We start from the raw sequence: 25,682 nt of genomic DNA on the forward strand, positions 1-25,682 counted from the left end.
TATTTAGAAATTAAGATGCTGCAGGTAAAGGATTGCTTGTCGGTTTTGGCGCTGGAGTAGTTACAGCAGGTATTGTTTCTTCCTGAGAATTTCCTTTCGTACCGGCAGTTCCTGGATCTGTAACTTCAGCATCATTCTGAACAGGTGTTTTAGGAGAAACAGGCAATTCCTCTGTATTACCATCTGTCGCTCCTTTTCCTGTCGCATCTGGTATAGCAGAACCTGCATCATTAGTTCTTTCTTGCAATTGAGTATCTGTTTGTTGTTCATTCTGAGTTTGGCCAGGTTGAGAATTTGGCGCTTCTTTAAGAGTTGGAGTTTCTTCGGATGTTCCTCCTTTATTAAAAGCTTGATAAGCTGCAACAGAAGTTGCTCCTACTGCTGCAGTCCCTCCTACTACGCCTGCTCCGACAGCTGCTGGAGATGCCATAATTGATTAATCTTTTTGTTTATAAAGTGCAGAATTTTTCCACATCTGCAGAAGGATAATTTTGTGTATCTGTTGTCCCAGATTCATACGCCTCCTTACAAATAACTCTTATTTCTGACCTAGAATTTTCTGATGATTTAACTTTAAATTCATTAGAAGAATTATCAGTTACTTTAGACTTAGATTTATCTCCATCTCCATCTGTGTAAAATTCTTCATTTCTTACTTGTCAAAATTTATCATTCCCATTTACAGCTACAAACTTTTTAACATTTGCATCTTCTTTACCTTTAGTATTGGAGCCATAAGCTTCTTTAGCTTCACTAATAGTTTTTACTTCTCCTAATACAGAACAGTATTTAAATAAATCTCTTTTTAATCTGGATTGATTGTCTGGAGAACTTTCTAAAGTAGTAATCGTACTCTTATTTTGCTTATAAACAGCTTCACAAACTTTGTTTAAAGCTTTAGGAGAGGTATTTGAAGTAGCAGTACTATCAGAAAAATCCGAACTTACTTTATCTTTATTTTTAAATTCATCACTTAAATCATTATCTGTCTTTCCAGAATCTGCTTGTCATCTTTTATAAGATCATTCTCATCATTTTTGATTATCGGTTTTTAGATTTCCTTCACCTTTAGAACCTATAGGAGCTACCAAATAATTCTTATATTCTTTTCCTATTCAATCAGCAGTGGAATATACTGAAGAAAAGTCAGTTTCATTTACCAAAAGAACTCTATTTGGTTCTACTTCAACTTCTGAATCGCCTTTACCTTCAAAAGCTCCTGCTAAATAAGCACCTCCAACTCCTATAGCTGCCGCTCCTAATGCTCCTCCTCCTATTGCTGCTGGGGATGCCATAAATATTTAATAAATTAGTAATATATAGATCTTCGTAAACAAAAAATAAATATATAGTGTTAAATGCAAACTTGGTATTAGTTATCCCTTTTTAAAAAGAATTTTTTGTTTATAAAGTGCAGAATCTACTTACTTCGTCATCAGGATAACCATTATCGCCTGATGTATTAGATTCATAAGCTTCTCTGCATATTTCTTTTATTTCTGGTTTAGGATTTCCTGCTGACTTAGTTTTAAATTTAGAAGATGAGCCTGTTGCTTGAGATTTAGATTTATCTCCTGCGCCTGCATAGAATTCTTCATTTCTTTTGGCTCAAAATTTATCGTTGCCTGTTGTAGCTATAAACTTTTTAATATTCGCATCTACTTTTCCTTTAGTATTGTCTTCATAAGTTTCTGTACTTACTTCACCGATAGTTTTTAATTCTCCAAATATAGAACAATATTTAAATAAATCGTTTTTCAGTCTTATCTTATTATCTGTAGTCCCTGGTTCGAAAGCTAATAAACTCTTATCCTTTTTATAAACAGATTCACAAACTCTATTTAAAGCAGTAGAAGAATCGGATTCAGTGGTACTATCTGAAAAAGCTTTACTTACTTTATCTCCATCTTTGAATTCGTTACTTAAATTCACTTTTGCTTGCTGATTTTCAAAATCTTTTTTTCATCTTTTATAAGATCACTCCCATCATTTTTTGTTGTCAATCGTTACTTTCTCTTTTGTTTTGGAGCCTATAGGGGAAACCAAATAATTCCCATATTCTTTTCCTATTAAACCAGCATTTGGATAAACTGAAGAAAAATTATCTTCAGAAGACAAAAGAACATTTGTTGGTTCCATTTCAACTTCTGAAGAACCTGATCCGTCAAAAGCTCCTGCTAAATATGCACTACCTACCCCAACCGCTCCTGCGCCTAATAAACCTGCTCCGGCTGCTGCTTGTGGTGTCATATTTATCTATAAAACGCAAAATTTATTTATCTCAGTATCAGGATAATTAGTAGAATCTGATTTCAAAGATTTATATGCTTCTCAACAAATATCTTTTACATTTAAATTTTTTTCTGAATCAGATTTAAATTTAGAGGAAGGGGTCTTTGCTTGAGATTTAGATTTATCTCCTTCGGCTGCGTAAAATTCATCATTTCTTACTTTTCAAAATTTGTCATTTCCTTCTACAGCTATAAACTTTTTAGAATTCGCGCCATCTTTTCCTTTAGTGTTATCGTTATAAACTTCTCCAGCTTCACTAATAGTTTTTACTTCGCCCAATATAGAACAGTACTTAAATAAATCTCTTTTTAATTTAGCTGTAGAAGTTATTTTGCTTTTCTCTTGTTTGTAAACAGCTTCACAAACCTTATTTAAAGCCTTAGAAGTATCATTTGAAAAAGCTTTACTTACTTTATCACTGCCCTTAAATGCATCACTAAAATCGTCACCCCGTTTTCCTGAATCTTCTTGTCATCTTTTATAAGATCATTCTCATCAATCCCTATTATTGATTGTTACACCTCCCTCTTCTCTAGAACCTATAGGGGATACCAAATAATTTCCATATTCTTTTCCTATTAAAGAACCAGTTTCATAATCTGAGATTAATGTAGAATCCTTATACAAAAGAACCCTTGCCGGCTCAGAAGGATCTAAACCTCCAAAAGCTCCAGCTAAGTATGCACTACCAACCCCTATAGCTCCTGCTCCTAGTAAACCTCCTCCTACTGCTGCTTGTGGTGTCATATATTATTGTTATTCCGTTGCTTTAGTTCAAAAACAAGCTTTATTAAATGCATCTCATGTATTCTTATCTCCTGAATCAACAGTAGGAACTGCAGATAAAGGTTTATTAGCAGTATGCTCGCATCATCTACTTGTGTAACCAGATATTTCTGTTTTTCTATTTTCATCTATTGCTTCTTTAAATAACGCATCTTTGTCTGTGCTCGGCTTATTTAAAGAAGTTCCTGAAGGATCTTCTGTCATTTTTTCTCACGCCCCTTTTAAAGTTTCTGAATACTTAGGAGTGTTGTTATCTCCTAAAAGAGTTTTAATTTTGTCGTTACTATTTCCAATATATTCTTTAATTGGACTTGAATTTTCTTTTAAAGCTTGAGATAAATATGTTGGTTCTTTATTATTAGTTGTTTTGTTTTCTGTTCCTTTAAAAGCTCCAGCTGCATAGGCAACAGCAGTACCTCCTGCTCCTGCGGCAGCTAAACCTCCTAATCCTGTTCCTATTGCTGCTTGTGGTGTCATATTTATCTAAACAGAAGATCCTTCAGGTTTAGGATTGCTTGCCTGTGCTGGTGCAGTAGGTTCTTCTGTTTTATTTACAGAAGGTGTTGTTTCTCCTTGAGGTTCTCCTTCTTGACCAGAAGTCTCTAGTGTTTTCGGAGCAGAATCTTCAGTACCTTTTTGCGCAGGCGTTTGTGACGAAACATCTGCTACTTCTTTATTCTCTTCAGTTACTTCCTTTCCTTTCGAAGTTGATGTATCAGCGTCTGCGTCATCAATTCTTCCTTGTGGTTGGACGCTTTCTTGTTGTACATCCTGAGTTTGGCCAGGTTCAGGAGTTGGCGCTGTTTGCAAACCTTTAGTAGTTGGAACTTCTTCAGCTGTTCCATTCTTATTAAAAGCATGATAAGCAGCAACTGAAGTGGCTCCTACTACCGCTGTTCCTCCTACCACTCCTGCTCCAATTGCTGCTGGGGATGCCAAAATTAATTAATTTTTCTGCTTATAAAGTACAGAATTTACTTACATCAGCAACAGGATAATTTGTTGTATCTGACGTTGAAGACTCATATGCTTTTTCGCAAATATCCCTTACATTTGGTTTTGTAGTTGTCTGTGGTTCAGTCTTAAATTTAGAACCTTCAGTTGCCGAAGAATTAGACTTGTCTCCAGAAGTTGCATAGAACTCTTTATTTCTCTCTTCTCAAAATTTATCATTTCCTTTTATAGCTATAAATGTTTTTTTGTTGGCATCTACTTGTCCTTTAGTGCTATTGCCATAAGTTTTTCCAACTTCACTAATAGTTTTTACTTCTCCCAATATAGAACAATACTTAAACAAATCTCTTTTTAATTTAGCTTGATTATCTGGAGAAGTCCCTGAAGAAGTTATTTCGCTTTTATTTTTTTTATAAACAGCTTCACAAACTTTATTTAAAGCAGTTGAAGAATCTGAAGCATCAGAAAAAGCTGAACCTACTTTACTTCCACCTTTAAATTCAGTACTTAAGTCGTTATCTTGTGGCTTAGAGTCTTTTTGTCATCTAGCATAAGATCATGCTCATCATTCCCTATTATTAGTTTTTGAACCCTCGGCTCCCTTAGAGCCTATAGGCGCTACTAAATATTTACTATATTTTTTTCCTATGAAATTATTATCCGTATAGTCTGTATTAAAGCCATCATCCTGATGCAAAATAACCCTTACAGTTGGTTCTGATCCTAAAACTTCCTCTCCTCCAAAAGCTCCAGCCAAATATGCTCCACCAACTCCTATAGCTCCTGCTCCTAGTAAACTTCCGCCTACTGCTACTTGGGATGCCATATATTATTGTTGTGCTGCTTTAGTCCAAAAACAAGCTTCTTTGAAAGCTTTTAATTTTTTACCTTCATCAGATTCGTTTGTTGGTTTAGTTGTTAATGTTTGCGCTGAAACAGCTTCACATCACTTGTTAATGTAATTTACAACATCATCCTGCTTATTGTTCCCTTCAATATCTGCTTTTTTAGGTTGTTCTATGGACATCCCGCCTTGTTTATTCATATTTTCTCAAGCTCCTTGCACGCTAGTCAAATAATTACTATCTTTTTTGCTTGCATCATATAAAAGTTTCTTAATTCTCTCGTCAGTATTTTTTCCTATGTACTCTTTATTTTCATTTTTTAATTCCTCTTCTGCTTGTGCTTTGTATGTTAAAGAAACAACACTAGTATTATCGGTATTAGTTGATTTATTTCCATCAAAAGCTCCAGCTGCATAAGCAATAGCAGAGCCCCCTGCTCCTGCAACAGCTAATCCCCCTATTCCAGCTCCAGCTGCTACTTGTGGTGTCATGAATATTTAAAAAACTAAGTCCCTTCAGGTTTAGGACTTTCTGAAGATTCTAAAGAAGTTTTGTCTGGCTGAGTTCCGCTAACAAGAGCTTGTGAATCTCGTTTTTCTGAATCAGCGTTTGTAACACTATTTGGTTGCGGTTGAGCAACTACATCAACCCCATTTCCGGTAGACACATTCGGTTTAGAAGATTCGCCAGACGATCCAGAACTTCCATCATCAGTTATTGCTTGTTTAGGTTCTGCCCTCGCATTATTATTTTCAGCAGCTGCTGCTTTCTTGCTAGGCTCTTTTGTTTGATTATCCGCTCCATTTTTATTGAAAGCATGATAAGCTGCCACTGAAGTAGCTCCAACTGCGGCTGTACCGCCTACCACTCCTGCTCCAACAACTGCTGGGGATGCCATGATTGATTAATAAAGTTAGTAATATACAGACCTATAAAAGTAAAAATTAAATATATAGTACCAAACGCAAACTTAGTGTCAGTTGCTCCCCTTTAAAAAGATTTTTTTGTTTATAAAACGCAGAATATATTTACATCCGCAATAGGATAGTTTGTTTGCTCTTCTTTAGTAGATTCATACGCCCCTTCGCAAATTTTTCTTATTTCTGGCTTATCAGTTTCTGCTGACTTAACTTTAAATTTAGAAGATTCTCCTGTTGCTTTAGATTTACTTTTCGCTCCATTGCCATCCGCATAAAATTCTTCGTTTCTTATTTTCCAAAATTTATCGTTTCCTGTTACGGAAATAAATGTTTTTTTGTTTGTAGAATCGCCACCTTTTTTATTGTCGTAATTTTCCCCAGCTTCGCTAATGGTCTTTACTTCTCCTAATATAGAGCAGTACTTGAATAAATCTCTTTTTAATTTAGTTGGATTATCTGGAGAACTTTCTGAAGTAATAATCGTGCTTTTATTTTGTTTGTAAACAGCTTCACAAACTTGATTTAGAGCTTTTGTAGAATCTTCTGTGGCAGTAATACCAGAAAAAGGAGAATTAATTTTCTGAGAATTTTTAAATTCAACACTTAAATTATTGCTTTCCTTTCCAGAATCTGCTTGCCATCTTTTATAAGATCACTCTCACCACTTTTGATTATTAATTGTTGTTCCCCCTGACTCTTTAGAATCTACAGGGGACACGAGATAATTTTCGTATAACTTTCCTACTGTATCACTTGTGTACGTTGAAGGAGTTCCATTATGAGACAAAAGAACGTTTGCCGGTTCCACTTCAACTTTTGAAGAGTTTGTTCCTTCAAAAGCCCCTGCTAAATATGCGCTACCAACTCCTATAGCTCCTGCACCTAGTAAACCTCCGCCTACTGCTGCTGGAGATGCCATGTATTGCTATTATGCTGCTTTAGTTCAAAAACATGCTTCGTTAAATGCATCTCATGCATTCTTCTCGCCGCTATCAGTAGCAGGAATTACAGATAAAGGTTTTTTAGAAATATGCTCACATCATTTACTTGTATAAGTAGATATGCTTTCTTTATTTGTCTCTTCTATTGTTTCTTTAAATAATTCGTTTTTGTCTGTACTTGGTTTACCTAAAGAATTTCCTGAAGTATCATCAGTCATTTTCTCTCATACATTTTTTAAAGCTTCTGAATATTTAGGTGTTTTGCTTTCGCCTAAAAGTGCCTTAATTCTATTGTTATCGTTCTTTCCAATATACTCTTTACCTTTTTTTGAAGCAACTTCTAAAGCTTGAGATAAATAAGTTGGTTGCTCTTGTTCATTAGTTTTCTTATTTTCTGTTCCTTTAAAAGCTCCAGCTACATAGGCAACAGCAGTACCTCCCGCTCCTGCAACAGCCAATCCACCCAACCCTGTTCCTACTGCTGCTTGTGGTGTCATTTCTATTTAAAAACTAAGATTCAAGATTTACCTGTGTTAAAGGTTCAGCTCCATTGCCTAATTCTCCTGTAGGTGTTGAGACTGATCCTGATTCTACACCTACAGGAGCACTTGATAAAGCGTTATCTTTTGTTTTTGTGTCTGCTACATCAGCAGGTTCTTTTTTTCCTTCCACAAGTTCTTTCGATCCAGGTTTAGATGCTTCTACGTCTGTCTGCTCTAAAGTTTCTTCTACTACAGCTGGCTTCTCAGGCGCTTGAATACCATCAACTAACTTATCGTTAGTTTGATCAGATCCAATAGTTGATCCTGTTTTAAGATCTGGACTTTTATTTTCTTCAGCTGTTCCATTCTTTTTAAAAGAATGATAAGCAGCAACTGAAGTGGCTCCTACTGCAGCCGTTCCTCCTGCTACTCCTGCTCCAATAGCTACTGGGGATGCCATAATTGATTAATCTTTTGGTTTATAAAACACAAAATATATCTACTTCTCCGGAAGGATATTCAGATGTATCTGATGTCTGAGAATTGTATGCTTCCCCACAAATATCTCTTATTTTGGGTCTAGGAGTTTCTGCTGATTTAGCTTTAAATTTAGAAGAGTCGCCAGTTGCTTTAGACTTTGATTTTGCTCCATTGTCATTTGCATAAAATTCTTTATCTCTTATCTCTCAAAACTTATCATTCCCTATTACAGAGACAAACTTTTTAGCATTTGTCTCGTCTTTTCCTTTAGTGCTATTGTTGTAATTTGGTTCTCCTACTTCGCTGATAGTTTTCATTTCTCCCAATATAGAGCAATACTTAAATAAATCGTTTTTTAGTTTGATTTTGTTGTCTGGAGTTCTGTCTGCAGGAGTTATTGTATTTTTATCTTTTTTATAAACAACTTCACAAACCTTATTTAAAGCTGTTGTTAAAGAACTTTCGGCAGAAAAAGCTGAACCTACCTTACTTGCGTCTTTAAATTCATCACTTAAACTATCCTTTTTTAACTTGAAATCTTTTTGTCATCTTTCGTAAGATCACTTCCACCATTTTTCATTATTTGCTGTTGCGTCACCTACTGCTTTGGATCCTATAGGAGCTACTAGGTAACGTCCGTATGTCTTTCCTATTCAAGAATCAGTTGTATAGGTTGAAAATGTAGAGTCCTCAGACAAAAGAACGTTCGCTGGTTCTGCCTCAACTTCTAAGGAACCTGAACCTTCAAAAGCTCCGGCTAAATATGCACTACCAACTCCTATAGCTCCTGCGCCCAATAAACCTCCGCCTACTGCTGCTGGGGATGCCATATATTACTGTTGTGCTGCTTTAGTTCAAAAACAAGCTTTTTTGAAAGCTTTTAATTTTTTACCTTCATTAGAAGATTCAGTTGTTGGTTTAGTTGATAATGTTTGCACTGAAACAGCTTCGCATCATTTATTTATGTAATCTACAATGCTATCTTGTTTATCAGAATTCTCTATATCATCTGATCCTGGTTGGTCTTCTTGCATCTTATCTTGTTTATTCATATCTGTTCAAACGCCTTTTACACTAGTCAAATAATTACTATCTTTTGTACTTGCATCATATAAAAGCTTTTTAATTCTGTCCTCTAAGTTGTTTCCTATGTACTCTTTTTTCTCAGTTTTTAATTCTTCTTCTGCTTGTAATCTGTATGTTAAAGAAGCAACACTAGTATTATCAGAATTAGTTGATTTATCTCCGCCAAAAGCTCCAGCAGCATAAGCAACAGCAGTACCTCCCGCGCCTGCTGCAGCTAAACCACCTAATCCTGTTCCTACTGCTGCTTGTGATGTCATGTAACCTAACTATTCAATAATCCTATATAGCACAAAATTTAGTTATTTCTGCTAAGCTAGGGCTTGCATCTGTAGATTCGGTTGAACTAGATTGTTTCCTATATGCCTCTTCACATCTTCCTCTTATATTTTTCTTTTCATTCTTATTATCGACATAAAATTTTTTAAAGAATTTGCTGGTATCATCATCTCCTCTTTTGCTCCCTTTGTTTGAATAAAATTCCTCGCTTCTTTTGTTTCAAAACTTATCATTGCCTGTTATAGCTACAAATTTCTTAGCATTCTCAGGGTTTCCGCCATAATTAGTATCATTTCCGTAAGTCTCTTTACTCACATCACTAATAGTTTTCACTTCTCCTAATATAGAACAGTACTTGAATAAATTATTTTTTAATTTAACCTCATTGCCTGCGGGATTGGCGCTTGGAGTTATTTTGCTTTTATCTTGTTCATAAACAAATTTACAAACCTTATTTAAAGAAGTAGAAGAATCTGATACAGAAGTACTATCTAAAAAAGCTTTACTTACTTTATTTGTACCGTTAAATTCTTCACTTAAAGTTCCTGGACTGTTTGCTAAATCTCTTTTTCAGTTCTCATAAGATCACTCTCATCATTTTTTATTATCAATCGTTACATTCCCTTTTGTTTGGGAACCTATAGGAGAAACTAAATAATGCCCATATCCTTTTCCTATTCAACCACTAGTTGCATAGCCTGAAGAAAAGTTAGCTTCAGAAGACAAAAGAACGTTCGCTGGTTCCGCCTCAACTTCTAAGGAATCTGACCCTTCAAAAGCTCCTGCTAAATATGCGCTGCCAACTCCTATAGCTCCTGCGCCTAGTAAACCGCCGCCTACTGCTGCTGGGGATGCCATAACTATTCTTTAAGCAACATTTCTACCAACAAAACAAATTTTTTGGAAAATGCCAAACTCTTCTGTCTTGCTTGGATCATAAACTGTTTCTTTTTTAGTTTCACATCATTTTTTAGTGTAGTTGTAAGTTATTTCCGCTTCTCCGTCTTCTAAATTATCAGGCTTTTTCAATTTACTAATTGTGCTCTCTGTAGGTTTATTATCTTCAGTCAAATTCATACTTTCTAAAGCGCTTCCTAAATCTTGCTTGTACTTTGTTTCTTTTTCTTTTGACTTCATCCAAACTTTAACTTTCGAATCTTGACCGTTCTCGCCTATATATTCTTTATTCAATGTCACAGTTTGTTTTGATGCCTTAGATAAATAAGTCTCTTTTAAATTCTCATCTGCCTTCTTCTTTTTTGCTTCAAAAGCCCCAGCTGCATATGCAACTGCAGTACCTCCTGCTCCTGCAGCGGCTAATCCCCCTATTCCAGCCCCAACTGCTGCTTGTGGTGTCATATTTATCTAAACTTAATGCCCTTTTGATAAAGGATTAGATGGTTCTGTTTTAACAGTCGGACTTGATCCAGTTTCTGCAAGTGTTGTTCCTTCCTGAGATTTTCCTACTCGATCAGCAGCCTCTAATATTTTTGAAGTCGAACCTTCAGTGCCAGCTTCGTTAGGCATTTGTGGAGAAACAACTTCTGTTTCTGCATTATCTCCAGTTGCGGCTTTTTCCTCCGCAGTTGGCGTACTAGAGTTAGTTCCTCCTTGTGATTGAGTATCTTCCTGTTGTGCATCCTGAGTTTGGCTAGTCTCAGAAGCTGGTGGTTTTTTAAGAGTTGGATTTTCTTCAGCTGTTCCATTCTTATTAAAAGCATGATAAGCAGCAACAGAAGTCGCTCCTGCTGCTGCTGTTCCTCCTATTACTCCCGCTCCAACAGCTACTGGGGATGGCATACTAATTAATATCTTTGTTTATAAAACACAAAACCTTTCTACATCTGCAATAGGATAATCTGCTGTATCTGATGTCCCAGATTCATATGCTTGTGCGCAAATATCCCTAACATTTGAATTCGGATTTCCATCTAACCCATTTTTAAATTTAGAATTTCCTGTTGCTTTAGATTTTGATTTCTCCCCATCTCCACCCGCATAAAATTCTTTATTCCTTATTTCTCAAAATTTATTATTTGCTGTTGCCGCCATAAATTTTTTTGAATTTGTAGGATCTGCTCCTTTCTTATTAGCTCCAACATAAGTTTCTGTGACTACTTCACTAATAGTTTTTAATTCTCCCAATATAGAACAGTACTTAAATAAATCGTTTTTTAATTTTGTTTTATCTTCTGTGGAACTGCCTGCAGGAATTACTGAGTCTTTAGTTTTTTTGTAAACATCTTCACAAACTTTATTTAAAGCTTTGGGAGAATCTGATGTAGCAGCACTTTTAGAAAAAGCAGAATCAATCTTCTTTGAGTCTTTAAATTCATCACTTAAATTATCATTTTGTTTATCAGAATCCGCTTTTCATCTCTTATAAGACCATTGCCATCAAGCTTCATTATTTTTTGTTACTCCTTCCTCTTCTCTAGAACCTATAGGAGCTACTAAATAATTCCCATATTCTTTTCCTATATTGCTGGTGTTTTTATATTCTGTATCAAATGTAGAATCCTTAGACAAAAGAACCCTTACTGGTTCTGAAGAATCTAACCCTCCAAAGGCTCCAGCTAAATACGCGCCTCCTACTCCTATAGCTGCTGCCCCCAATGCTCCTCCACCTACTGCTGTTGGGGATGCCATATATTATTGTTATGCTACTTTAGTTCAAAAACAAGCTTTATTAAATGCATCTCATGTATTCTGGTTAACTCCAGTAGTAGGAACTTCAGATAAAGGTTTTTTAGAAATATGCTCACATCATTTACTTGTATAGGTAGATATGCTTTCTTTATTTGCCTCTTCTATTGTTTCTTTAAATAATTCATCTTTGTCTGTATTTGGTTTACCTAAAGAGTTTTCTGAAGTATCATCATTCATTTTGTCTCATACATTTTTTAAAGTTTCGGAATATTTAGGAGAAGTACTATCTGCTAAAAGCGTTTTGATTCTACTATCTTTATTCTCGCCGATATATTCCTTACCTGCATTCGAAGAAGCCGCTAAAGCTTGAAATAAATAATTTTTAACTTCCTCATCTTTCTTAATTTCTTTTTCTCCAAAAGCTCCAGCAGCATAAGCGACTGCTGTTCCGCCTACTCCTGCAGCAGCTAATCCACCTAATCCTGTTCCTACTGCTGCCTGCGGTGTCATATTTATTTAGAAGGATTTACTGATGTTCCTGATTGATCCACATCTGACTTTGTTCCAGTAGATGCTGCTTCTAATGTAGATTTTTCTCCACCGCCGCTATTTCTTTGACCTTTATCTAATTGCTGTTGAGATTGTAAATTTGTTGAATCTTCTGTAGGTGTAATATCTCCTTTAGGAGCTGCTGTTTCATCAGTAGTTTCTCCTCCCGTTGGAGAATCTGTAGGTTTATCTTTAGTTTTACTATCATCTTCCACTTTCTTATCTGGTTCTTTTATTTGTTCAGGTGTTCCGCCCTTGTTAAGGGCTTGATATGTTGCAAAAGAAGTAGCTCCTACCGCAGCTGTTCCGCCTATTACTCCTGTTCCAATTGCTGCTGGTGATGCCATATTTATCTAATGAATATATAAAAGTATTCTTACCTATAAAACACAAAATATATTTATTTCTGAAATAGGATAGCTTTCATCTTCTGATGTTTGAGATTTATATGCTGCTCCGCAAATATCTCTTATATTTTGTTTTGAATTTCCTTCTGAATCAGTTTTAAATTTAGAAGACTGCCCAGCTGCTTTAGATCTGGATTTTTTATCAGAATCCAAACCTTCATAAAATTCTTTGTTTCTTATTTCTCAAAACTTATCATTTCCAGTTACAGCGATAAATCCTTTATTTTTCGTAGAATCACCGCCCTTTTCAGTAGCGCCATAAGTTTTTGTACTTGCCTCACCAATAGTCTTTACTTCTCCTAATATAGAACAATACTTAAATAAATCATTTTTTAATTTGGTTTTGTTTCCTGAAAAATTTTCTTCAGGTGTTATTGAATCTTTCGTTCCCTGATAAACAGCTTCACAAACTTTATTTAAAGCTTTTGGTGAAGTACCTTCGGAAGGAGCTGTTTCTGAAAACGAAGAATTTATTTTCTTATCGTCTTTGAATTCATCACTTAAACTACCCTTTTTTGACTTGAAATCTTTTTGTCATCTCTTATAAGACCATTCTCATCATTTTTTATTATCAATTGTTGCATCCTCTTTTGTTTGAGAACCTATAGGAGAAACTAAATAATGCCCATATTCTTTTCCTATTCAACCACTAGTTGCATAGCTTGAAGAAAAGTTAGCTTCAGAAGACAAAAGAACATTTACTGGTTCCACTTCAGCTTCTAAGGAACCTGAGCCTTCAAAAGCTCCAGCTAAATACGCACTACCAACTCCTATAGCTCCTGCTCCTAGTAAACCTCCACCTACTGCTGCTGGGGATGCCATATTTATCTATATAAGGACTCTATAAAACACAAAATATATTTACTTCCGCAGAAGGATAGTCTGTGCTTTCGTCTTTTCCAGATCTATAAGCCTCTTCACAAATATCTCTTATTTTGGGTCTAGGAGTTTCTACTGATTTAGCTTTAAATTTAGAAGTCCCTACAGTTGATTTAGATTTTGATTTCTCTCCAGAATCATCGCCATAGAATTCTTTATTTCTTATTTCTCAAAACTTATCATTCCCTTTTACAGCTACAAACTTCTTAGAATTTGTCGCATCTTTCCCTTTAGTGTTTTCTCCATAATCTGCATCTTCTACCTCACTAATAGTTTTAACCTCTCCCAAGATAGAGCAATACTTAAATAAATCATTTTTTAATTTGGTCTTATTTTCCGTAGCGTTCCCTACAGGGATTAGGGAGCTTTTATCTTGTTTATAAATATCTTCGCAGACTTGGTTTAAAGCTTTTGGAGAAACTGTTGGGGAAGGGATGGTAGAAGAAAAGGCAGAATTAATTTTTTTATCGTTTTCAAATTCAGTGCTTAAAACGTTGTTCCTAGACCCGGAATCCGCTTGTCATCTCTTATAAGATCATTTTCATCAAGCTTCATTATTTGTTGTTACGCCTCCTGTTGTTTTAGATCCTATAGGGGCAACTAAATAATTTTTATATGCTTTGCCTATCTTGTCGCCCTCTGTATAAGCTGAAGAAGATTGAGAATAATCAGATAAAAGAACCCTATTTGGTTCTGAAGGATCTAATCCTCCGAAAGCTCCGGCTAAATATGCACTACCAACTCCTATAGCTCCTGCGCCTAGTAAACTTCCGCCTACTGCTGCTGGGGATGCCATGATTAATTAATAAAGTTAGTAATATACAGACCTATAAAAGTAAAAATTAAATATATAGTACCAAATACAAACTTAATGTCAGTTACTCCCCTTTAAAAAGATTTTTTTGTTTATAAAACGCAAAATCTACTTATCTCATCGTCAGGATAATTATTAGCATCTGACTTATCAGATTCATATGCTTCTCTGCAGATATCTCTTATCTTAGAATTAGGATTCGCCTCTGATTTTTCTTTGAACTTAGAAGAATTTCCTTTTGCATTGGATTTAGACTTATCTCCATCAGCTGCATAAAACTCTTTATTTCTTATCTCTCAAAACTTATCGTTTCCTGTTACAGCTATAAATATTTTTATTTTCGCAGAATCAAATCCTTTTTTAGTATTTGCATAAGTTTCTGTACTTACCTCGCCAATAGTTTTTAATTCTCCAAATATAGAACAATATCTGAATAAATCATTTTTTAATTTAGTTGGATTATCTGCGGCATTCGCTTCATAACCCAACGAACTTTTATTTTTTTTATAAACAGCTTCACAAACTTGATTTAGAGCTTTTGGGGAATCTGATGTAGCGGCACTGCTAGAAAAAGGCGAATTAATCTGACCATTTTTAAATTCAGCACTTAAGCTGTTGTTTGCAGATTTAGAATCCTCTTGCCATCTTTCGTAAGATCGCTTTCATCATTTTTGGTTATCAATTTTTGAATCATTCTCCCCTCTAGAACCTATAGGAGCTACCAAATAATGGCCATAATCCTTTCCTATTAAACCAGCAGTTGCATAAACTGAAGAAGAATTAAATTCATTTAACAAAAGAACTATTTCTGGTTCTGTTTCAACCTTTGAAGAACCTGATCCTTCAAAAGCTCCAGCTAAGTATGCTCCACCAACTCCTACTGCAGCCGCTCCCAATGCTCCTCCGCCTACTGCTACTGGTGATGCCATATACTATTGATTAACCTCCTGCTTTAGTTCAAAAACATGCTTTATTAAATGCTTCCCATGTATTTTTATCTTTTCCTTCAGAAGTAGGAACTGTAGATAAAGGTTTTTTAGCAATATGCTCGCATCACTTACTTGTATAAGTAGATATTTGATTCTTGCTATCTTCCGTCAATTTAAACAACTCATCTTTACCCGTATTTGGTCTGTTCAACGTTGTTCCTGGAGTATCATCAATCATTTTGTCTCATGATTCTTTCAAAGTATCTGAGTACTTAGGAGTTTGATCAACCCCTAAAAGATTTTTGATTTTGTCGCTCTCATTCTTTCCAATATATTCTTTTGTGTTATTTGGATCAAGCTTCAAAGCCTGAAACAAATAAGTTGGTTCTTGATCATTATTTTTTTTATTTTCTGTTCCCTTAAAAGCTCCAGCTGCATAAGCAACAGCAGTACCTCCTGCTCCTGCAGCGGCTAATCCCCCTATTCCAGCTCCTACTGCTGCTTGTGGTGTCATATTTATTTAGAAGGGTTTTCTGTGGGTGATTCAGGAGTTTGAACTGATCCAGCTGCAGGAGAAGCTTGTGTATTTTTTCCTGATGTTGAAGGAGATAAATTCGTTCCTTCTCCAGGAGATTTATTTACTACAGAAGGCTCGCTTGGAGCTTCAGATCCTCTACCTTTATCTGTTTCTTGTTCTTCATTATTTGCTTGTTCAGTCTGTGGACTACCATCTCCAGGTTTCCCTACTTTCTGACTCGGCTCTTCCAGTTTTTTGGTTTCTCCATCTTTATTAAAAGCATGATAAGCTGCGACTGAAGTAGCTCCTACTGCAGCTGTTCCCCCTACTACTCCTGCGCCAATTACTGCTGGGGATGCCATAATCTATTAATAAATTAAATTTTTGCCTATAAAGTACAGAATTTATTTACATCATCAGAAGGATAGTTTGTGTTATTAGAACTAGAAGATTTATATGCTTCTCTACAAATATCCCTTACACTTGGTTTTGAATTTGTCTTCGGTTCAGTTTCAAACTTAGAACCACTACTCGCTTTAGATTTGTTTTTCTCCCCGATATCGGAAGTTGCATAAAACTCATCATTTCTTACTTTTCAAAATTTATCGTTTCCAGTTACAGCTATAAATTTTTTAGTATTCTCAGGCAAGTTTCCATAAGTAGAAGCGGTTGTGTAAGTCTCCTCCGATACTTCACTGATAGTTTTTACTTCTCCTAATACAGAACAGTACTTGAATAAATCTCTTTTTAATCTAGCTGGATTATCTGGAGAACTTCCTGTAGAAGTTATTGTGCTTTTCTGTTGTTTGTAAACAACTTCGCAGACCTTATTTAAAGCCTTGGAAGAATCTGATTCAGAAGTAATATCTGAAAAAGCTTTACTTACTTGATTGCTGCTTTTAAATTCATCGCTTAAATCGCCGCTTTTAGATTTGGAATCTGCATGTCATCTCTTATAAGATCATTCTCATCAATCTCTATTATTAGTTTTTGTTCCTCCTGTTCCGTTTTCTCCTATAGGAGCTACTAAATAATCTCCATAATCTTTTCCTATCTTATCTCCAGTTCCATAGCCTTCATTAAATTTAGAGTCCCGAGACAACAGAACTCTTGTTGGTTCTGAAGGATCTAATCCTCCGAAAGCTCCGGCTAAATATGCACTACCAACTCCTATTGCTCCTGCTCCTAATACTCCTCCGCCTACTGCTGCTGGGGATGCCATATCTATCTATATATAAAAATCCTCTAATTTATAAAGTGCAAAATATATCTACTTCAGCGGTTGGATAATCTATCTGATTATCTTTTGAAGATTTATATGCCTCTTGACAAATATCTTTTACGCTTGATTTTAAATTCCCTTCTAATCCAGTTTTAAATTTGGAAGTTGTGACAGTTGATTTAGATCTAGACTTCTCTCCGGCATTAGAAATATCATTGAATTCTTCATTTCTTTTGGCTCAAAACTTATCATTTCCATTTACAGCTATAAACTTTTTAGCATTAGCATCCTCTTTTCCTTTGGTGTCAGTGTTATAAACTTCTTCAGCTTCACTAATAGTTTTTACTTCCCCTAATATAGAACAGTACTTGAATAAATCTCTTTTTAATTTAACTTCATTGCCTGTAGAGCCGGTATTTAAAGTTATTGTGCTTTTCTCTTTTACATAAATAGATTTACAAACTCTATTTAAAGCAGTAGAAGAATCTGATACATCGGTACTATCCGAAAAAGCCTTGCTTACTTTACTGGTATCTTTAAATTCTTCACTTAAAGTTTGTGAACTGTTTTCTGAATCTCTTTTTCAATTTTCATAAGATTGTTCTCATCATTTTCTATTATTTTCTTTTATTTGGCCATCCTTAGATGCGGAAGTATCTCCAAAAGGGGCTACTAAATAATTTCCATAATCTTTTCCTATCTTACCGTCAGTCCCATATTCTGTTTTAAATTCCGAATTCTGAGACAAAAGAACTATTTTTTGTTCTATTTCGACTTCTGAAGATCCTAGCCCTTCAAAAGCTCCAGCTAGATATGCTCCGCCAACCCCTACTGCAGCAGCTCCCAATACGCCTCCGCCTACTGCTACCGGTGATGCCATAAATTATTTGCTAAACACTTATGCTTTATTTCAAAAACACGCTTTATTAAATGCTTCCCATGTATTTTTATCTTTTCCTTCAGAAGTAGGAACTGAAAATAAAATTTTTTTAGCAATATGCTCGCATCACTTACTTGTATAGTTAGATATATCGTCTTTGTTATTGCCTTCTGCTATTTTTTGGAATAATTCATCTTTTCTTGTGCTTGGCTTACCCAATGTTGTTCCTGAATCATTATCTTCCATACTATCTCACGCCTCTTTTAAAGTATCTGCGTATTTAGGAGAGTTGTTTTCCCCCAAAAGTGTCTTAATTCTATCTTTATCATTCGTTCCAATATATTCTTTATTTTCTTTTGAATTAAGTTTTGAAGCTTGAGATAAATAAGTTTCTCCTACTTTCTCCTTTTTCTTGCTTTCTTTTCCATTAAAAGCGCCAGCAGCATAAGCAACTGCAGTTCCACCTGCTCCTGCTAATCCTCCTATTCCGGCTCCGGCTGCTGCTTGTGGTGTCATAACTATAAAAAATTAAGAAGCTTGAGGAGAAGAATCTGTTAATTTTGGCGCAGAAGTTTCAACATTTGCAGTTCCCGATGGAAGGGTTTCGCTTTCGCCCGGAATAGGTTGGGAAACTGGAGCTGGGCTGCTCTCAGTAGATGGCGAGCCGACAGATACTTTTTCTGAATCAGGTGTTCCTGATTTTTCTTTATTTGGTTCCTCTCCCTCTGTTGTAACTTGTGCGGCAGGAAGATTAGTGTTATCAGTTAGTTGTCCGCTTTTATCTTGACCAGACTCAAGAACTTGTTCTCCTTTAGGAGTTGGATTCTTAACTTGCTCAGGTGTTGCATCTTTGTTAAAAGCATGATAAGCAGCAACTGAAGTAGCTCCTACTGCAGCTGTTCCGCCAACTACTCCTGCTCCGACAACTAACGGGGATGCCATAATTAATTAATTTCTTTTATAAGACACAAAACTTATTTATTTCTGCATCAGGATAGTCTGTATTATTTGTTTTGGCAGATCCATATGCTGCTTTGCAAATATCTCTTATATTTGGCTTTGAAGTTTTCTTTGATTCACTCTTAAACTTAGAGCTTTCAGATGCTTGAGAATTAGATTTATCTCCAGAATCTGCATAAAACTCTTTATTTCTTATCTCTCAAAACTTATCATTTCCAGTTACAGCTATAAATTTCTTGACATTTGTAGAATCTCCTCCGTAATTAGTGTTAGGATCATAACTCTCTCCACTTACTTCACCAATAGTTTTTACTTCTCCTAATATAGAGCAATATTTGAATAAGTCATTTTTTAGTTTTGTCTTATTGTTTGAAGCATCTTCAAAAGTTATTTCCGAATTTTCTTTTTTATAAATAGTTTCACAAACCTTATTTAAAGCTTTTGAAGAATCTGGTTCGGAAGCATTATCTGAAAAGGCTTTACTTACTTGATTGCTGCTTTTAAACTCATTACTCAAATCATTATTTGTAGGCTGGGAAGCTTCTTTTCATCTTTTATAAGATTGCTCTCACCACTTTCTGTTATCGGTTTTTGAATCGCCATCGCCTTTAGAACCTAATGGAGCAACTAAATACTTACCATACAGCTTTCCTATTAAATTGGTATTTTCGGCAGAAAATGTAGTATCTTCAGACAAAAGAACTATTGCTGGTTCTTTTTCAGCTTCTGAAGATCCTAGCCCTTCAAAAGCTCCAGCTAGATATGCTCCGCCAACCCCTACTGCAGCCGCTCCTAATGCTCCTCCGCCTATTGCTGTTGGTGATGCCATAACTAATTATTAACTTCTAGTTTCCTATAAGCAATTTAACCTTGCTGCAAAGCCAATTGTTTTTCTTTTTCCCTCTCTGAATCGCTTTTGTAACCCCAAAGACGTGCATAATCTATTCTGTAAGAAGGGTTATATCTCCTATACTCAACTGCGCATTTTTTATAAGATTCCGTTCCTGCCTCTGGCAAATGACTTATATGATAACCTTCTAATTCCAAATGAGCCGTTTCATCAGTTTCAGTAATTTCAATATCAAACTTGTTGCATATTCTCTTACCTTCATCTAGAGTTTTTATTTCATATCCACCATAATCTCTAACTTTGTTCAATGCATTTTTCTTTTGACAATATTTGCCTACAACAGAAACAGGCACAAAAAAATGTTTTGAATGATTAAAGTTAACTGATATTAATACATCGTTTCCTTTTACAAAATGCCAATAATCCTCTATTTTGAATACATGTCCACATAAATCAGTTACCCCATCATTCATTACCGCTTCATCTAATTTTCTTTCTATTTCATCAGCTGTTGCAACAACTCTTCTAACAACCATATCATTAATTAAATAACCACCTCCTACTCCGCTAGCACCCACACCAAATGTAACGGCTCACCAAGCTGGATTCATATTATTTATTTCGGCAATTTTAATTAAAAACTATGCTACAACGCCCGCTACTTCAGAACCTCCTATAGGGGTTGATGCTGCTGGTTCTAAACTTGAACCTGCTTCACTAGAAGGTTGTGGATCAGAAGTTCCTCCTCCGCCTTTTGTCGTTTCAGCTTCTGTATCTCTATCTGTTTGTTTGACTTGATCTTGACTAGACTCAGATGCTTGTGTTTCATTTACTTCAGGAATCGGGTTGACAACAGGTTGTTCCTGAGGAGTAGTATTCTTATCGTCTGGTGTTACAACAGCTCCATCCCCATCATTGACTCTCCCTCTTTCTGCTTGAATATCTGTTTGTTCATTTTGCCCATTACCATTTTCAGATCCTCCATCTTTTAAATCTGGTGCTTTAGGTTTTTCAAAAGCTCCAGCTGCATATGCAATACCAGTTCCGCCAACACCCGCTGCAGCTAATCCTCCTAATCCTGCTCCAGCTGCTGCTTGTGGCGTCATATAACTCAATTATTAGATAGTCCTATATAGCACAAAATTTAGTTACTTCTCCTAAATTAGGACTTTCATCTGCAGATGCAGCTGTACTAGATGGTTTCTTATATGCTTCTTTACATCTTTCTCTTATGTTTTTCTTCTTAGTTTTGTTTTCATCATAAAATTTTTTGAAAAACTTGCTTGCACTATCATCTCCCTTTTTGTTCCCTGTGCTTGAATAAAATTCCTCATTTCTCTTAGCTCAAAATTTATCATTTCCTGTTACAGCAATTAATGTTTTAGAATGTGTATTGTCGCTTCCAAAATTTCCTGACCCATAATTACTTTTTTCTTCTTCTACTTCACTAATAGTCTTGAAAGATTCTCCAAATATAGAACAGTATTTAAAGAGGTCATTTCTTAATTTTGCTTTGTTGTTTGGAGTATCTTCAGAAGTTATTTCTGTCTTTGCTTTCTTATAAACAGCTTCGCAAACCTTATTTAAAGCAGTAGAAGAATTAGAAACATCAGAAAAAGCAGAACTTACTTTACTTTCATTTTTGAATTCTTCACTTAAATTACTATTTTGATTTGCAAAATCTCTTTGCCACCTTTTATAAGATCAATCTCATCAAGCTTTATTATTAGTTTCTACAGTCCCTGTTGTTGTAGATCCTACAGGAGCCACCAAATAATTCCCATAATCTTTTCCTATTAAATTATTAGTTGAATAGTCTGTATTGAATTTAGAATCCGCAGACAAAAGAACCTTTGTTGGCTCTATTTCAACTTCTAAAGAACCTGAACCTCCAAAAGCTCCAGCTAAATACGCGCTACCGACTCCTATTGCCCCAGCTCCTAAAGCGCCTCCAACTACTGCTGCTGGGGATGGCATAACTAATTAATCTCTTTTATAAAACACAAAATCTACTTATTTCTGCATCAGGATAATAATCCGTGCCATTGGATTTCTCAAATTTATATGCTTCTTGACAAATATTTCTTATATTTTTTTTGGAAGTTCCATCTGAGTCTGTTTTAAATTTAGAAGAGTCGCTAGTCGCTTTAGATCTAGATTTTTCTCCAGGATTAGAAGTTGCATAAAACTCTTGATTTCTTATTTCTCAAAATTTATCATTACCTGTTATAGCTATAAATTTTTTGATATTTGTAGCGTCAGCTCCTTTCTTGTTAGTTCCATCATAAGTTTCTGCACTTACTTCAGCAATAGTTTTCACTTCGCCTAATATAGAACAATACTTTCATAGATCATTCTTTAATTTAGTTTTATTTCCTGAAAAATTTTCTTCAGGTGTTATTGAATCTTGATTTCCTTTATAAACATCATCACAAACTTGATTTAAAGCTTTTGGAGAGGCATTTGAGGTAGTAGTGCTGTCAGAAAATGCAGCATTTATCTTCTTATCATCTTTAAATTCAATACTTAAACTATCACCAATCTTTTCGGAATCTCATTTTCATCTCTTATAAGACCACTCTCATCAATCTTTATTATCAGGTCTAGTAACATTTTGAGAAACTCCATTACCTCTAGAACCATAAGGAGCCACTAAATATTTACCATATAGTTTCCCTACTCCATTAGCATTCTCATAAGCTTGACTAAAACCATCTATACCAGACAAAAGAACCCTTGTTGGCTCTGATTCAACCTTTGAAGAGCCTGATCCTTCAAAAGCTCCAGCCAAATAAGCGCCTCCAACTCCTACAGCCGCTGCTCCCAATGCTCCTCCGCCTACTGCTGCTGGTGATGGCATATTTTTAAAAAACAGGTATTTTATCTATTTAAGTAATTATTAACCAACTAATACAAGCAAAACTTAACAAATAAGTCCTAACTATCCTATAGGGGCAGTACAAATTGTGCAATAAAAAATCTCTATTTGTTTTTTATTTAATCAAACAAACTTCCTCAAATACTTTTCAATCTTCATCTGCTGTAAGAGTATCTTCAGTTCATTTCTCATTATTTCCAGGAATCTTGTCTTTCTTCACTTCACATCATGCCTTTACAAACGCAGAAATATCTGAAGATTTATCCAATGCCGCATCACTAGATTTAAATAACGCAGATGCCTCTTCTGATGGTTTGGTAGGTTTAACTGTTCCAGTTAAATCTGAATGTTTCATCTTTCCTCATTCCGCAGACAATTTATCTCTGTAACCATTCTTTTGACTGGTTTTATCTTCATCCAACAAATTCTTGATTGAATTATTTGCTGTATCTTCTAATCCCCCAATATAAGTTCAGTTCTTACTTCTTACGTATGCTTCAAAGTTCGCATAAGTAACTACTTCATCTTTTTTATTAAAAGCTCCTGCAGCGTAAGCAATTGCTGAGCCTCCTGCTCCTGCGGCGGCTAATCCTCCTAATCCTACTCCAGCTGCTACTTGTGGTGTCATGTCTATTTAAAAGTTAGGCTGCTTGAGCTGGTGCTCCAGCAGATAAAGCAGTTCCGCCCGCACCTGCTGCAGCTGCTCCTCCTACTACTCCTGCTCCAATTGCTGCTGGTGATGCCATAAATAATTAGTAGGTGTATAAAATTTCTTATCTATAAAACACAAAATATATTTATTTCCGAAGAAGGGTAACTTGCATCTTCTGATGTCTTAGATTTGTATGCTTCTTTACAAATATCTTTTATGCTTAACTTCTTACTATCTGCTGAATCAGTTTTAAATTTAGAAGAAGTTCCAGTTGTTTTAGATCTAGATTTATCTCCGGAATTTTTATAAAATTCTTCATTCCTGATCTCTCAAAATTTATCGTTTCCTGTTATTGCTATAAACTTTTTTGAATTTGTATCATCTTTTCCTCGAGTGTTATCGTCATACTTTTCTCCAACTTCAATAATTGTCTTTACCTCTCCCAATATAGAACAATACTTTCATAAATCATTTTTCAACTTAGTTTTGCTGTCTGAAGAATTTCCTTCGTAAGACAAAAAATCTTTATTCTTCTTATAAACAACCTCACAAACTTTATTTAAAGCAGTAGAGGAATCTGATTCAGTATCACTATCTGAAAAAGCTTTACTTACTTTACTTCCTACTTTGCTAAATTCATCACTTAAAGTAATGTTTGTATTTTGAGAATCTTGTTGTCGCCTCTCATAAGATCATTTTCATCAAGCTTCATTACTAGTTCTCTCAGCTCCTGTTCCTTTTTCTCCTACAGGAGCAACTAAATAATGTCCATAATTTTTTCCTATCCAATTGACATCTGTATAGACCTCAGCAAATTTAGAATCTTTAGACAACAAAACTCTTGCTGGTTCTGGAGAAATTGATCCTCCAAAAGCTCCGGCTAAGTATGCGCTACCTACCCCTATCGCTCCCGCTCCTAAAACTCCTCCGCCTATTGCTGCTGGTGATGCCATATACTATTAACCAGATACTGTCGCTTTCTTCCAAAAACAAGCCTCATTAAATGCATCTCATATATTCTTTCCATCTCCTGCAGCTTTAGGAATCTCTATCAAGGTTTTTTTGGCAGTGTGTTCGCATCATTTACTTGTGTAAGTAGATATTTCGCCTTTTTTACTTTCTAATTTTGTTTCTTGAAATAAATCACTTGTGTTTCCTCCCGGCTTACCCAATAATGGATTCGCATCATCAACCATTCTGTCCCATGCGCCTTTTAAAGAATCTAAATACTTAGGAGTTGTTCCTGTTTTTTCAGACAAAAGACTTTCAATTTTTTTATTGACATTCCTACCAATATATTCCTTGTTTTGTTCTGAAACAGCCTTTAAAGCTTGAGATAAATAAGTCGGTTCGTTTCCATTGAAAGCTCCTGCTGCATAGGCAATGGCAGAACCTCCTGCGCCTGCTGCGGCCAAACCACCTAATCCTGTCCCTACTCCTGCTTGTGGTGTCATGAATATTTAAAAGTTAAGCTGTTGCAGATGGCTGAGAAGATGTTGAACCAGTCTGAGGCGATTCGCCAGTAGATTGGGCAGTTCCATCAATATTTCCAGTTAATTTAGAACCTTCAACACCAGTCGCTCCACTTATTTCTGATTTTTCTTGAGCAACTTGATTCGGAACAGATACATCATTTATTCCAGAAGAGCGATCTCCTTCTTCAGTTCTAGCTTGTGAGCCGCCAGACACATCCCCAGATTCTTCCTGGCCGATCTGAGTATTTCCACTATTAACTCTTTCTGGATCTTTTGGTTTCTCAAAAGCTCCTGCAGCATAAGCAATACCAGTTCCACCCACTCCTGCTGCAGCCAATCCTCCCAATCCAGCTCCAACTGCTGCTTGTGGTGTCATAATTTCTAATTCCTATCTATGTCCTAAGAACTGCCTTTAAGCTCATTGTTTTCACGCTATTTTAATTAAGAGAAACTATGATTGAGAGTCTCTTTCTGTTCCTAAATTATTTGCTTCAACTGAAGCAGGGGTTGATGGTTGTATATTAGAGTCTGCCGCATCTCCTCTAGAAGAAGATTCTGGAAGAACTGAACCTTGCGAAGCTTCAGAAACAACCCTTCCTACAGTTTTCTCATTTAATCCCGTATTAGTATCTTGTGTCTGCAATTTAACATTTGCTCCTCCAGAAACTTCATTTGTACCAGTAGAAGATGGTTGTTTTGGTAATTCTGTGACAGGTTTTTGTTTCTCATTCGTACTTAAATCCGGTGTTGTTGCTTTTTTACTTTCTCCAGTACCATTAATCACATAATAAGTTCCTACTGAACCAGCCCCTATAGCTCCGGCTCCTAATACGCCTGCTACAACTACTGCCCCTGGGGAAGCCATAAATTATTTATTTGACTATCAATAATAACGAATTGCTTAATGGCCTGTACTGATCTTGGTTTTAGCGTGCTCTAGTTTTCTCTAATATTTAAAT

At 35.6% G+C, this 25,682-nt stretch carries 39 protein-coding genes; all 39 read right to left on the reverse strand.

Annotation, left to right across the window (positions count from 1 at the left end):
* Positions 1-10: 10 nt before the first annotated feature.
* Positions 11-430, reverse strand: coding sequence for a hypothetical protein (locus H6411_RS00210; protein ID WP_216082641.1), 420 nt, complete (start codon positions 428-430; stop codon positions 11-13).
* 19 nt (positions 431-449) lie between these two features.
* Positions 450-1,295 (reverse strand): hypothetical protein, encoded by an 846-nt coding sequence (locus tag H6411_RS00215; RefSeq protein WP_216082642.1) that lies wholly within the window; start codon positions 1,293-1,295, stop codon positions 450-452.
* Between the two features lie 109 nt (positions 1,296-1,404).
* A complete protein-coding gene (locus tag H6411_RS00220) occupies positions 1,405-2,250 on the reverse strand; it encodes a hypothetical protein (RefSeq protein ID WP_216082643.1) in 846 nt (281 codons plus the stop codon).
* A 6-nt stretch (positions 2,251-2,256) separates the two neighbouring features.
* Positions 2,257-3,039 (reverse strand): hypothetical protein, encoded by a 783-nt coding sequence (locus H6411_RS00225; protein ID WP_216082644.1) that lies wholly within the window; start codon positions 3,037-3,039, stop codon positions 2,257-2,259.
* Between the two features lie 9 nt (positions 3,040-3,048).
* The gene (locus H6411_RS00230) at positions 3,049-3,555 is read right to left on the reverse strand and encodes a hypothetical protein (protein WP_216082645.1); all 507 of its coding nucleotides are present in this window, start codon (positions 3,553-3,555) and stop codon (positions 3,049-3,051) included.
* Positions 3,556-3,561: 6 nt separating this feature from the next.
* Positions 3,562-4,017, reverse strand: coding sequence for a hypothetical protein (locus H6411_RS00235; protein WP_216082646.1), 456 nt, complete (start codon positions 4,015-4,017; stop codon positions 3,562-3,564).
* 19 nt (positions 4,018-4,036) lie between these two features.
* On the reverse strand, positions 4,037-4,858 hold the full coding sequence (locus tag H6411_RS00240; RefSeq protein WP_216082647.1) for a hypothetical protein: 822 nt from the start codon (positions 4,856-4,858) through the stop codon (positions 4,037-4,039).
* A gap of 3 nt (positions 4,859-4,861) precedes the next feature.
* Positions 4,862-5,368: a hypothetical protein gene (locus H6411_RS00245; RefSeq protein WP_216082648.1), complete on the reverse strand. Its 507-nt coding sequence runs from the start codon at positions 5,366-5,368 to the stop codon at positions 4,862-4,864.
* Positions 5,369-5,382: 14 nt separating this feature from the next.
* Positions 5,383-5,775: a hypothetical protein gene (locus tag H6411_RS00250; RefSeq protein WP_216082649.1), complete on the reverse strand. Its 393-nt coding sequence runs from the start codon at positions 5,773-5,775 to the stop codon at positions 5,383-5,385.
* Positions 5,776-5,885: 110 nt separating this feature from the next.
* Positions 5,886-6,716, reverse strand: coding sequence for a hypothetical protein (locus tag H6411_RS00255; protein WP_216082650.1), 831 nt, complete (start codon positions 6,714-6,716; stop codon positions 5,886-5,888).
* Positions 6,717-6,725: 9 nt separating this feature from the next.
* Positions 6,726-7,235, reverse strand: a complete 510-nt coding sequence (locus H6411_RS00260; protein ID WP_216082651.1) for a hypothetical protein — start codon at positions 7,233-7,235, stop codon at positions 6,726-6,728.
* 13 nt (positions 7,236-7,248) lie between these two features.
* Positions 7,249-7,680 (reverse strand): hypothetical protein, encoded by a 432-nt coding sequence (locus H6411_RS00265; RefSeq protein ID WP_216082652.1) that lies wholly within the window; start codon positions 7,678-7,680, stop codon positions 7,249-7,251.
* 19 nt (positions 7,681-7,699) lie between these two features.
* Entirely contained in the window at positions 7,700-8,530 is an 831-nt protein-coding gene (locus H6411_RS00270) for a hypothetical protein (RefSeq protein WP_216082653.1), read from the reverse strand.
* Positions 8,531-8,533: 3 nt separating this feature from the next.
* Positions 8,534-9,043, reverse strand: a complete 510-nt coding sequence (locus H6411_RS00275) for a hypothetical protein (RefSeq protein ID WP_216082654.1) — start codon at positions 9,041-9,043, stop codon at positions 8,534-8,536.
* A gap of 22 nt (positions 9,044-9,065) precedes the next feature.
* Positions 9,066-9,920 carry a hypothetical protein gene (locus tag H6411_RS00280; protein ID WP_216082655.1) on the reverse strand — a complete coding sequence of 285 codons (855 nt, stop codon included), beginning with the start codon at positions 9,918-9,920 and terminating at the stop codon, positions 9,066-9,068.
* Positions 9,921-9,929: 9 nt separating this feature from the next.
* Positions 9,930-10,421: a hypothetical protein gene (locus H6411_RS00285; protein WP_216082656.1), complete on the reverse strand. Its 492-nt coding sequence runs from the start codon at positions 10,419-10,421 to the stop codon at positions 9,930-9,932.
* 12 nt (positions 10,422-10,433) lie between these two features.
* Positions 10,434-10,862, reverse strand: a complete 429-nt coding sequence (locus tag H6411_RS00290) for a hypothetical protein (RefSeq protein ID WP_216082657.1) — start codon at positions 10,860-10,862, stop codon at positions 10,434-10,436.
* Between the two features lie 18 nt (positions 10,863-10,880).
* Positions 10,881-11,711, reverse strand: coding sequence for a hypothetical protein (locus tag H6411_RS00295; RefSeq protein WP_216082658.1), 831 nt, complete (start codon positions 11,709-11,711; stop codon positions 10,881-10,883).
* Positions 11,712-11,720: 9 nt separating this feature from the next.
* Positions 11,721-12,221 carry a hypothetical protein gene (locus H6411_RS00300; RefSeq protein WP_216082659.1) on the reverse strand — a complete coding sequence of 167 codons (501 nt, stop codon included), beginning with the start codon at positions 12,219-12,221 and terminating at the stop codon, positions 11,721-11,723.
* Between the two features lie 2 nt (positions 12,222-12,223).
* Positions 12,224-12,607, reverse strand: coding sequence for a hypothetical protein (locus H6411_RS00305; protein ID WP_216082660.1), 384 nt, complete (start codon positions 12,605-12,607; stop codon positions 12,224-12,226).
* 33 nt (positions 12,608-12,640) lie between these two features.
* A complete protein-coding gene (locus H6411_RS00310; RefSeq protein WP_216082661.1) occupies positions 12,641-13,489 on the reverse strand; it encodes a hypothetical protein in 849 nt (282 codons plus the stop codon).
* A 19-nt stretch (positions 13,490-13,508) separates the two neighbouring features.
* On the reverse strand, positions 13,509-14,342 hold the full coding sequence (locus H6411_RS00315; protein WP_216082662.1) for a hypothetical protein: 834 nt from the start codon (positions 14,340-14,342) through the stop codon (positions 13,509-13,511).
* Positions 14,343-14,452: 110 nt separating this feature from the next.
* A complete protein-coding gene (locus H6411_RS00320; RefSeq protein WP_216082663.1) occupies positions 14,453-15,289 on the reverse strand; it encodes a hypothetical protein in 837 nt (278 codons plus the stop codon).
* Between the two features lie 10 nt (positions 15,290-15,299).
* Positions 15,300-15,803 carry a hypothetical protein gene (locus H6411_RS00325; protein ID WP_216082664.1) on the reverse strand — a complete coding sequence of 168 codons (504 nt, stop codon included), beginning with the start codon at positions 15,801-15,803 and terminating at the stop codon, positions 15,300-15,302.
* 2 nt (positions 15,804-15,805) lie between these two features.
* A complete protein-coding gene (locus H6411_RS00330) occupies positions 15,806-16,168 on the reverse strand; it encodes a hypothetical protein (protein ID WP_216082665.1) in 363 nt (120 codons plus the stop codon).
* 26 nt (positions 16,169-16,194) lie between these two features.
* A complete protein-coding gene (locus tag H6411_RS00335; protein ID WP_216082666.1) occupies positions 16,195-17,028 on the reverse strand; it encodes a hypothetical protein in 834 nt (277 codons plus the stop codon).
* A gap of 28 nt (positions 17,029-17,056) precedes the next feature.
* A complete protein-coding gene (locus H6411_RS00340) occupies positions 17,057-17,908 on the reverse strand; it encodes a hypothetical protein (protein WP_216082667.1) in 852 nt (283 codons plus the stop codon).
* Positions 17,909-17,926: 18 nt separating this feature from the next.
* Positions 17,927-18,424, reverse strand: coding sequence for a hypothetical protein (locus tag H6411_RS00345; RefSeq protein ID WP_216082668.1), 498 nt, complete (start codon positions 18,422-18,424; stop codon positions 17,927-17,929).
* 12 nt (positions 18,425-18,436) lie between these two features.
* Complete coding sequence (locus H6411_RS00350) at positions 18,437-18,850, reverse strand: hypothetical protein (protein WP_216082669.1); 414 nt, start codon at positions 18,848-18,850, stop codon at positions 18,437-18,439.
* Between the two features lie 16 nt (positions 18,851-18,866).
* Positions 18,867-19,697: a hypothetical protein gene (locus H6411_RS00355; RefSeq protein ID WP_216082670.1), complete on the reverse strand. Its 831-nt coding sequence runs from the start codon at positions 19,695-19,697 to the stop codon at positions 18,867-18,869.
* Positions 19,698-19,732: 35 nt separating this feature from the next.
* Positions 19,733-20,329 carry a hypothetical protein gene (locus H6411_RS00360; protein WP_216082671.1) on the reverse strand — a complete coding sequence of 199 codons (597 nt, stop codon included), beginning with the start codon at positions 20,327-20,329 and terminating at the stop codon, positions 19,733-19,735.
* Positions 20,330-20,359: 30 nt separating this feature from the next.
* Positions 20,360-20,824, reverse strand: a complete 465-nt coding sequence (locus tag H6411_RS00365) for a hypothetical protein (protein ID WP_216082672.1) — start codon at positions 20,822-20,824, stop codon at positions 20,360-20,362.
* Between the two features lie 22 nt (positions 20,825-20,846).
* A complete protein-coding gene (locus H6411_RS00370; RefSeq protein WP_216082673.1) occupies positions 20,847-21,695 on the reverse strand; it encodes a hypothetical protein in 849 nt (282 codons plus the stop codon).
* A gap of 16 nt (positions 21,696-21,711) precedes the next feature.
* Positions 21,712-22,578, reverse strand: coding sequence for a hypothetical protein (locus tag H6411_RS00375; protein ID WP_216082674.1), 867 nt, complete (start codon positions 22,576-22,578; stop codon positions 21,712-21,714).
* A 133-nt stretch (positions 22,579-22,711) separates the two neighbouring features.
* Positions 22,712-23,224, reverse strand: coding sequence for a hypothetical protein (locus H6411_RS00380; RefSeq protein ID WP_216082675.1), 513 nt, complete (start codon positions 23,222-23,224; stop codon positions 22,712-22,714).
* A gap of 149 nt (positions 23,225-23,373) precedes the next feature.
* Positions 23,374-24,201, reverse strand: coding sequence for a hypothetical protein (locus tag H6411_RS00385; protein WP_216082676.1), 828 nt, complete (start codon positions 24,199-24,201; stop codon positions 23,374-23,376).
* A gap of 6 nt (positions 24,202-24,207) precedes the next feature.
* On the reverse strand, positions 24,208-24,702 hold the full coding sequence (locus tag H6411_RS00390) for a hypothetical protein (protein ID WP_216082677.1): 495 nt from the start codon (positions 24,700-24,702) through the stop codon (positions 24,208-24,210).
* A gap of 13 nt (positions 24,703-24,715) precedes the next feature.
* A complete protein-coding gene (locus H6411_RS00395) occupies positions 24,716-25,099 on the reverse strand; it encodes a hypothetical protein (RefSeq protein WP_216082678.1) in 384 nt (127 codons plus the stop codon).
* 75 nt (positions 25,100-25,174) lie between these two features.
* Complete coding sequence (locus H6411_RS00400; protein ID WP_216082679.1) at positions 25,175-25,588, reverse strand: hypothetical protein; 414 nt, start codon at positions 25,586-25,588, stop codon at positions 25,175-25,177.
* Positions 25,589-25,682: the final 94 nt, after the last annotated feature.

It is taken from the genome of Candidatus Mycoplasma haematohominis, assembly GCF_902712995.1.
GTDB classification, from domain to species: domain Bacteria; phylum Bacillota_I; class Bacilli_A; order Mycoplasmatales; family Mycoplasmoidaceae; genus Eperythrozoon_B; species Eperythrozoon_B haematohominis.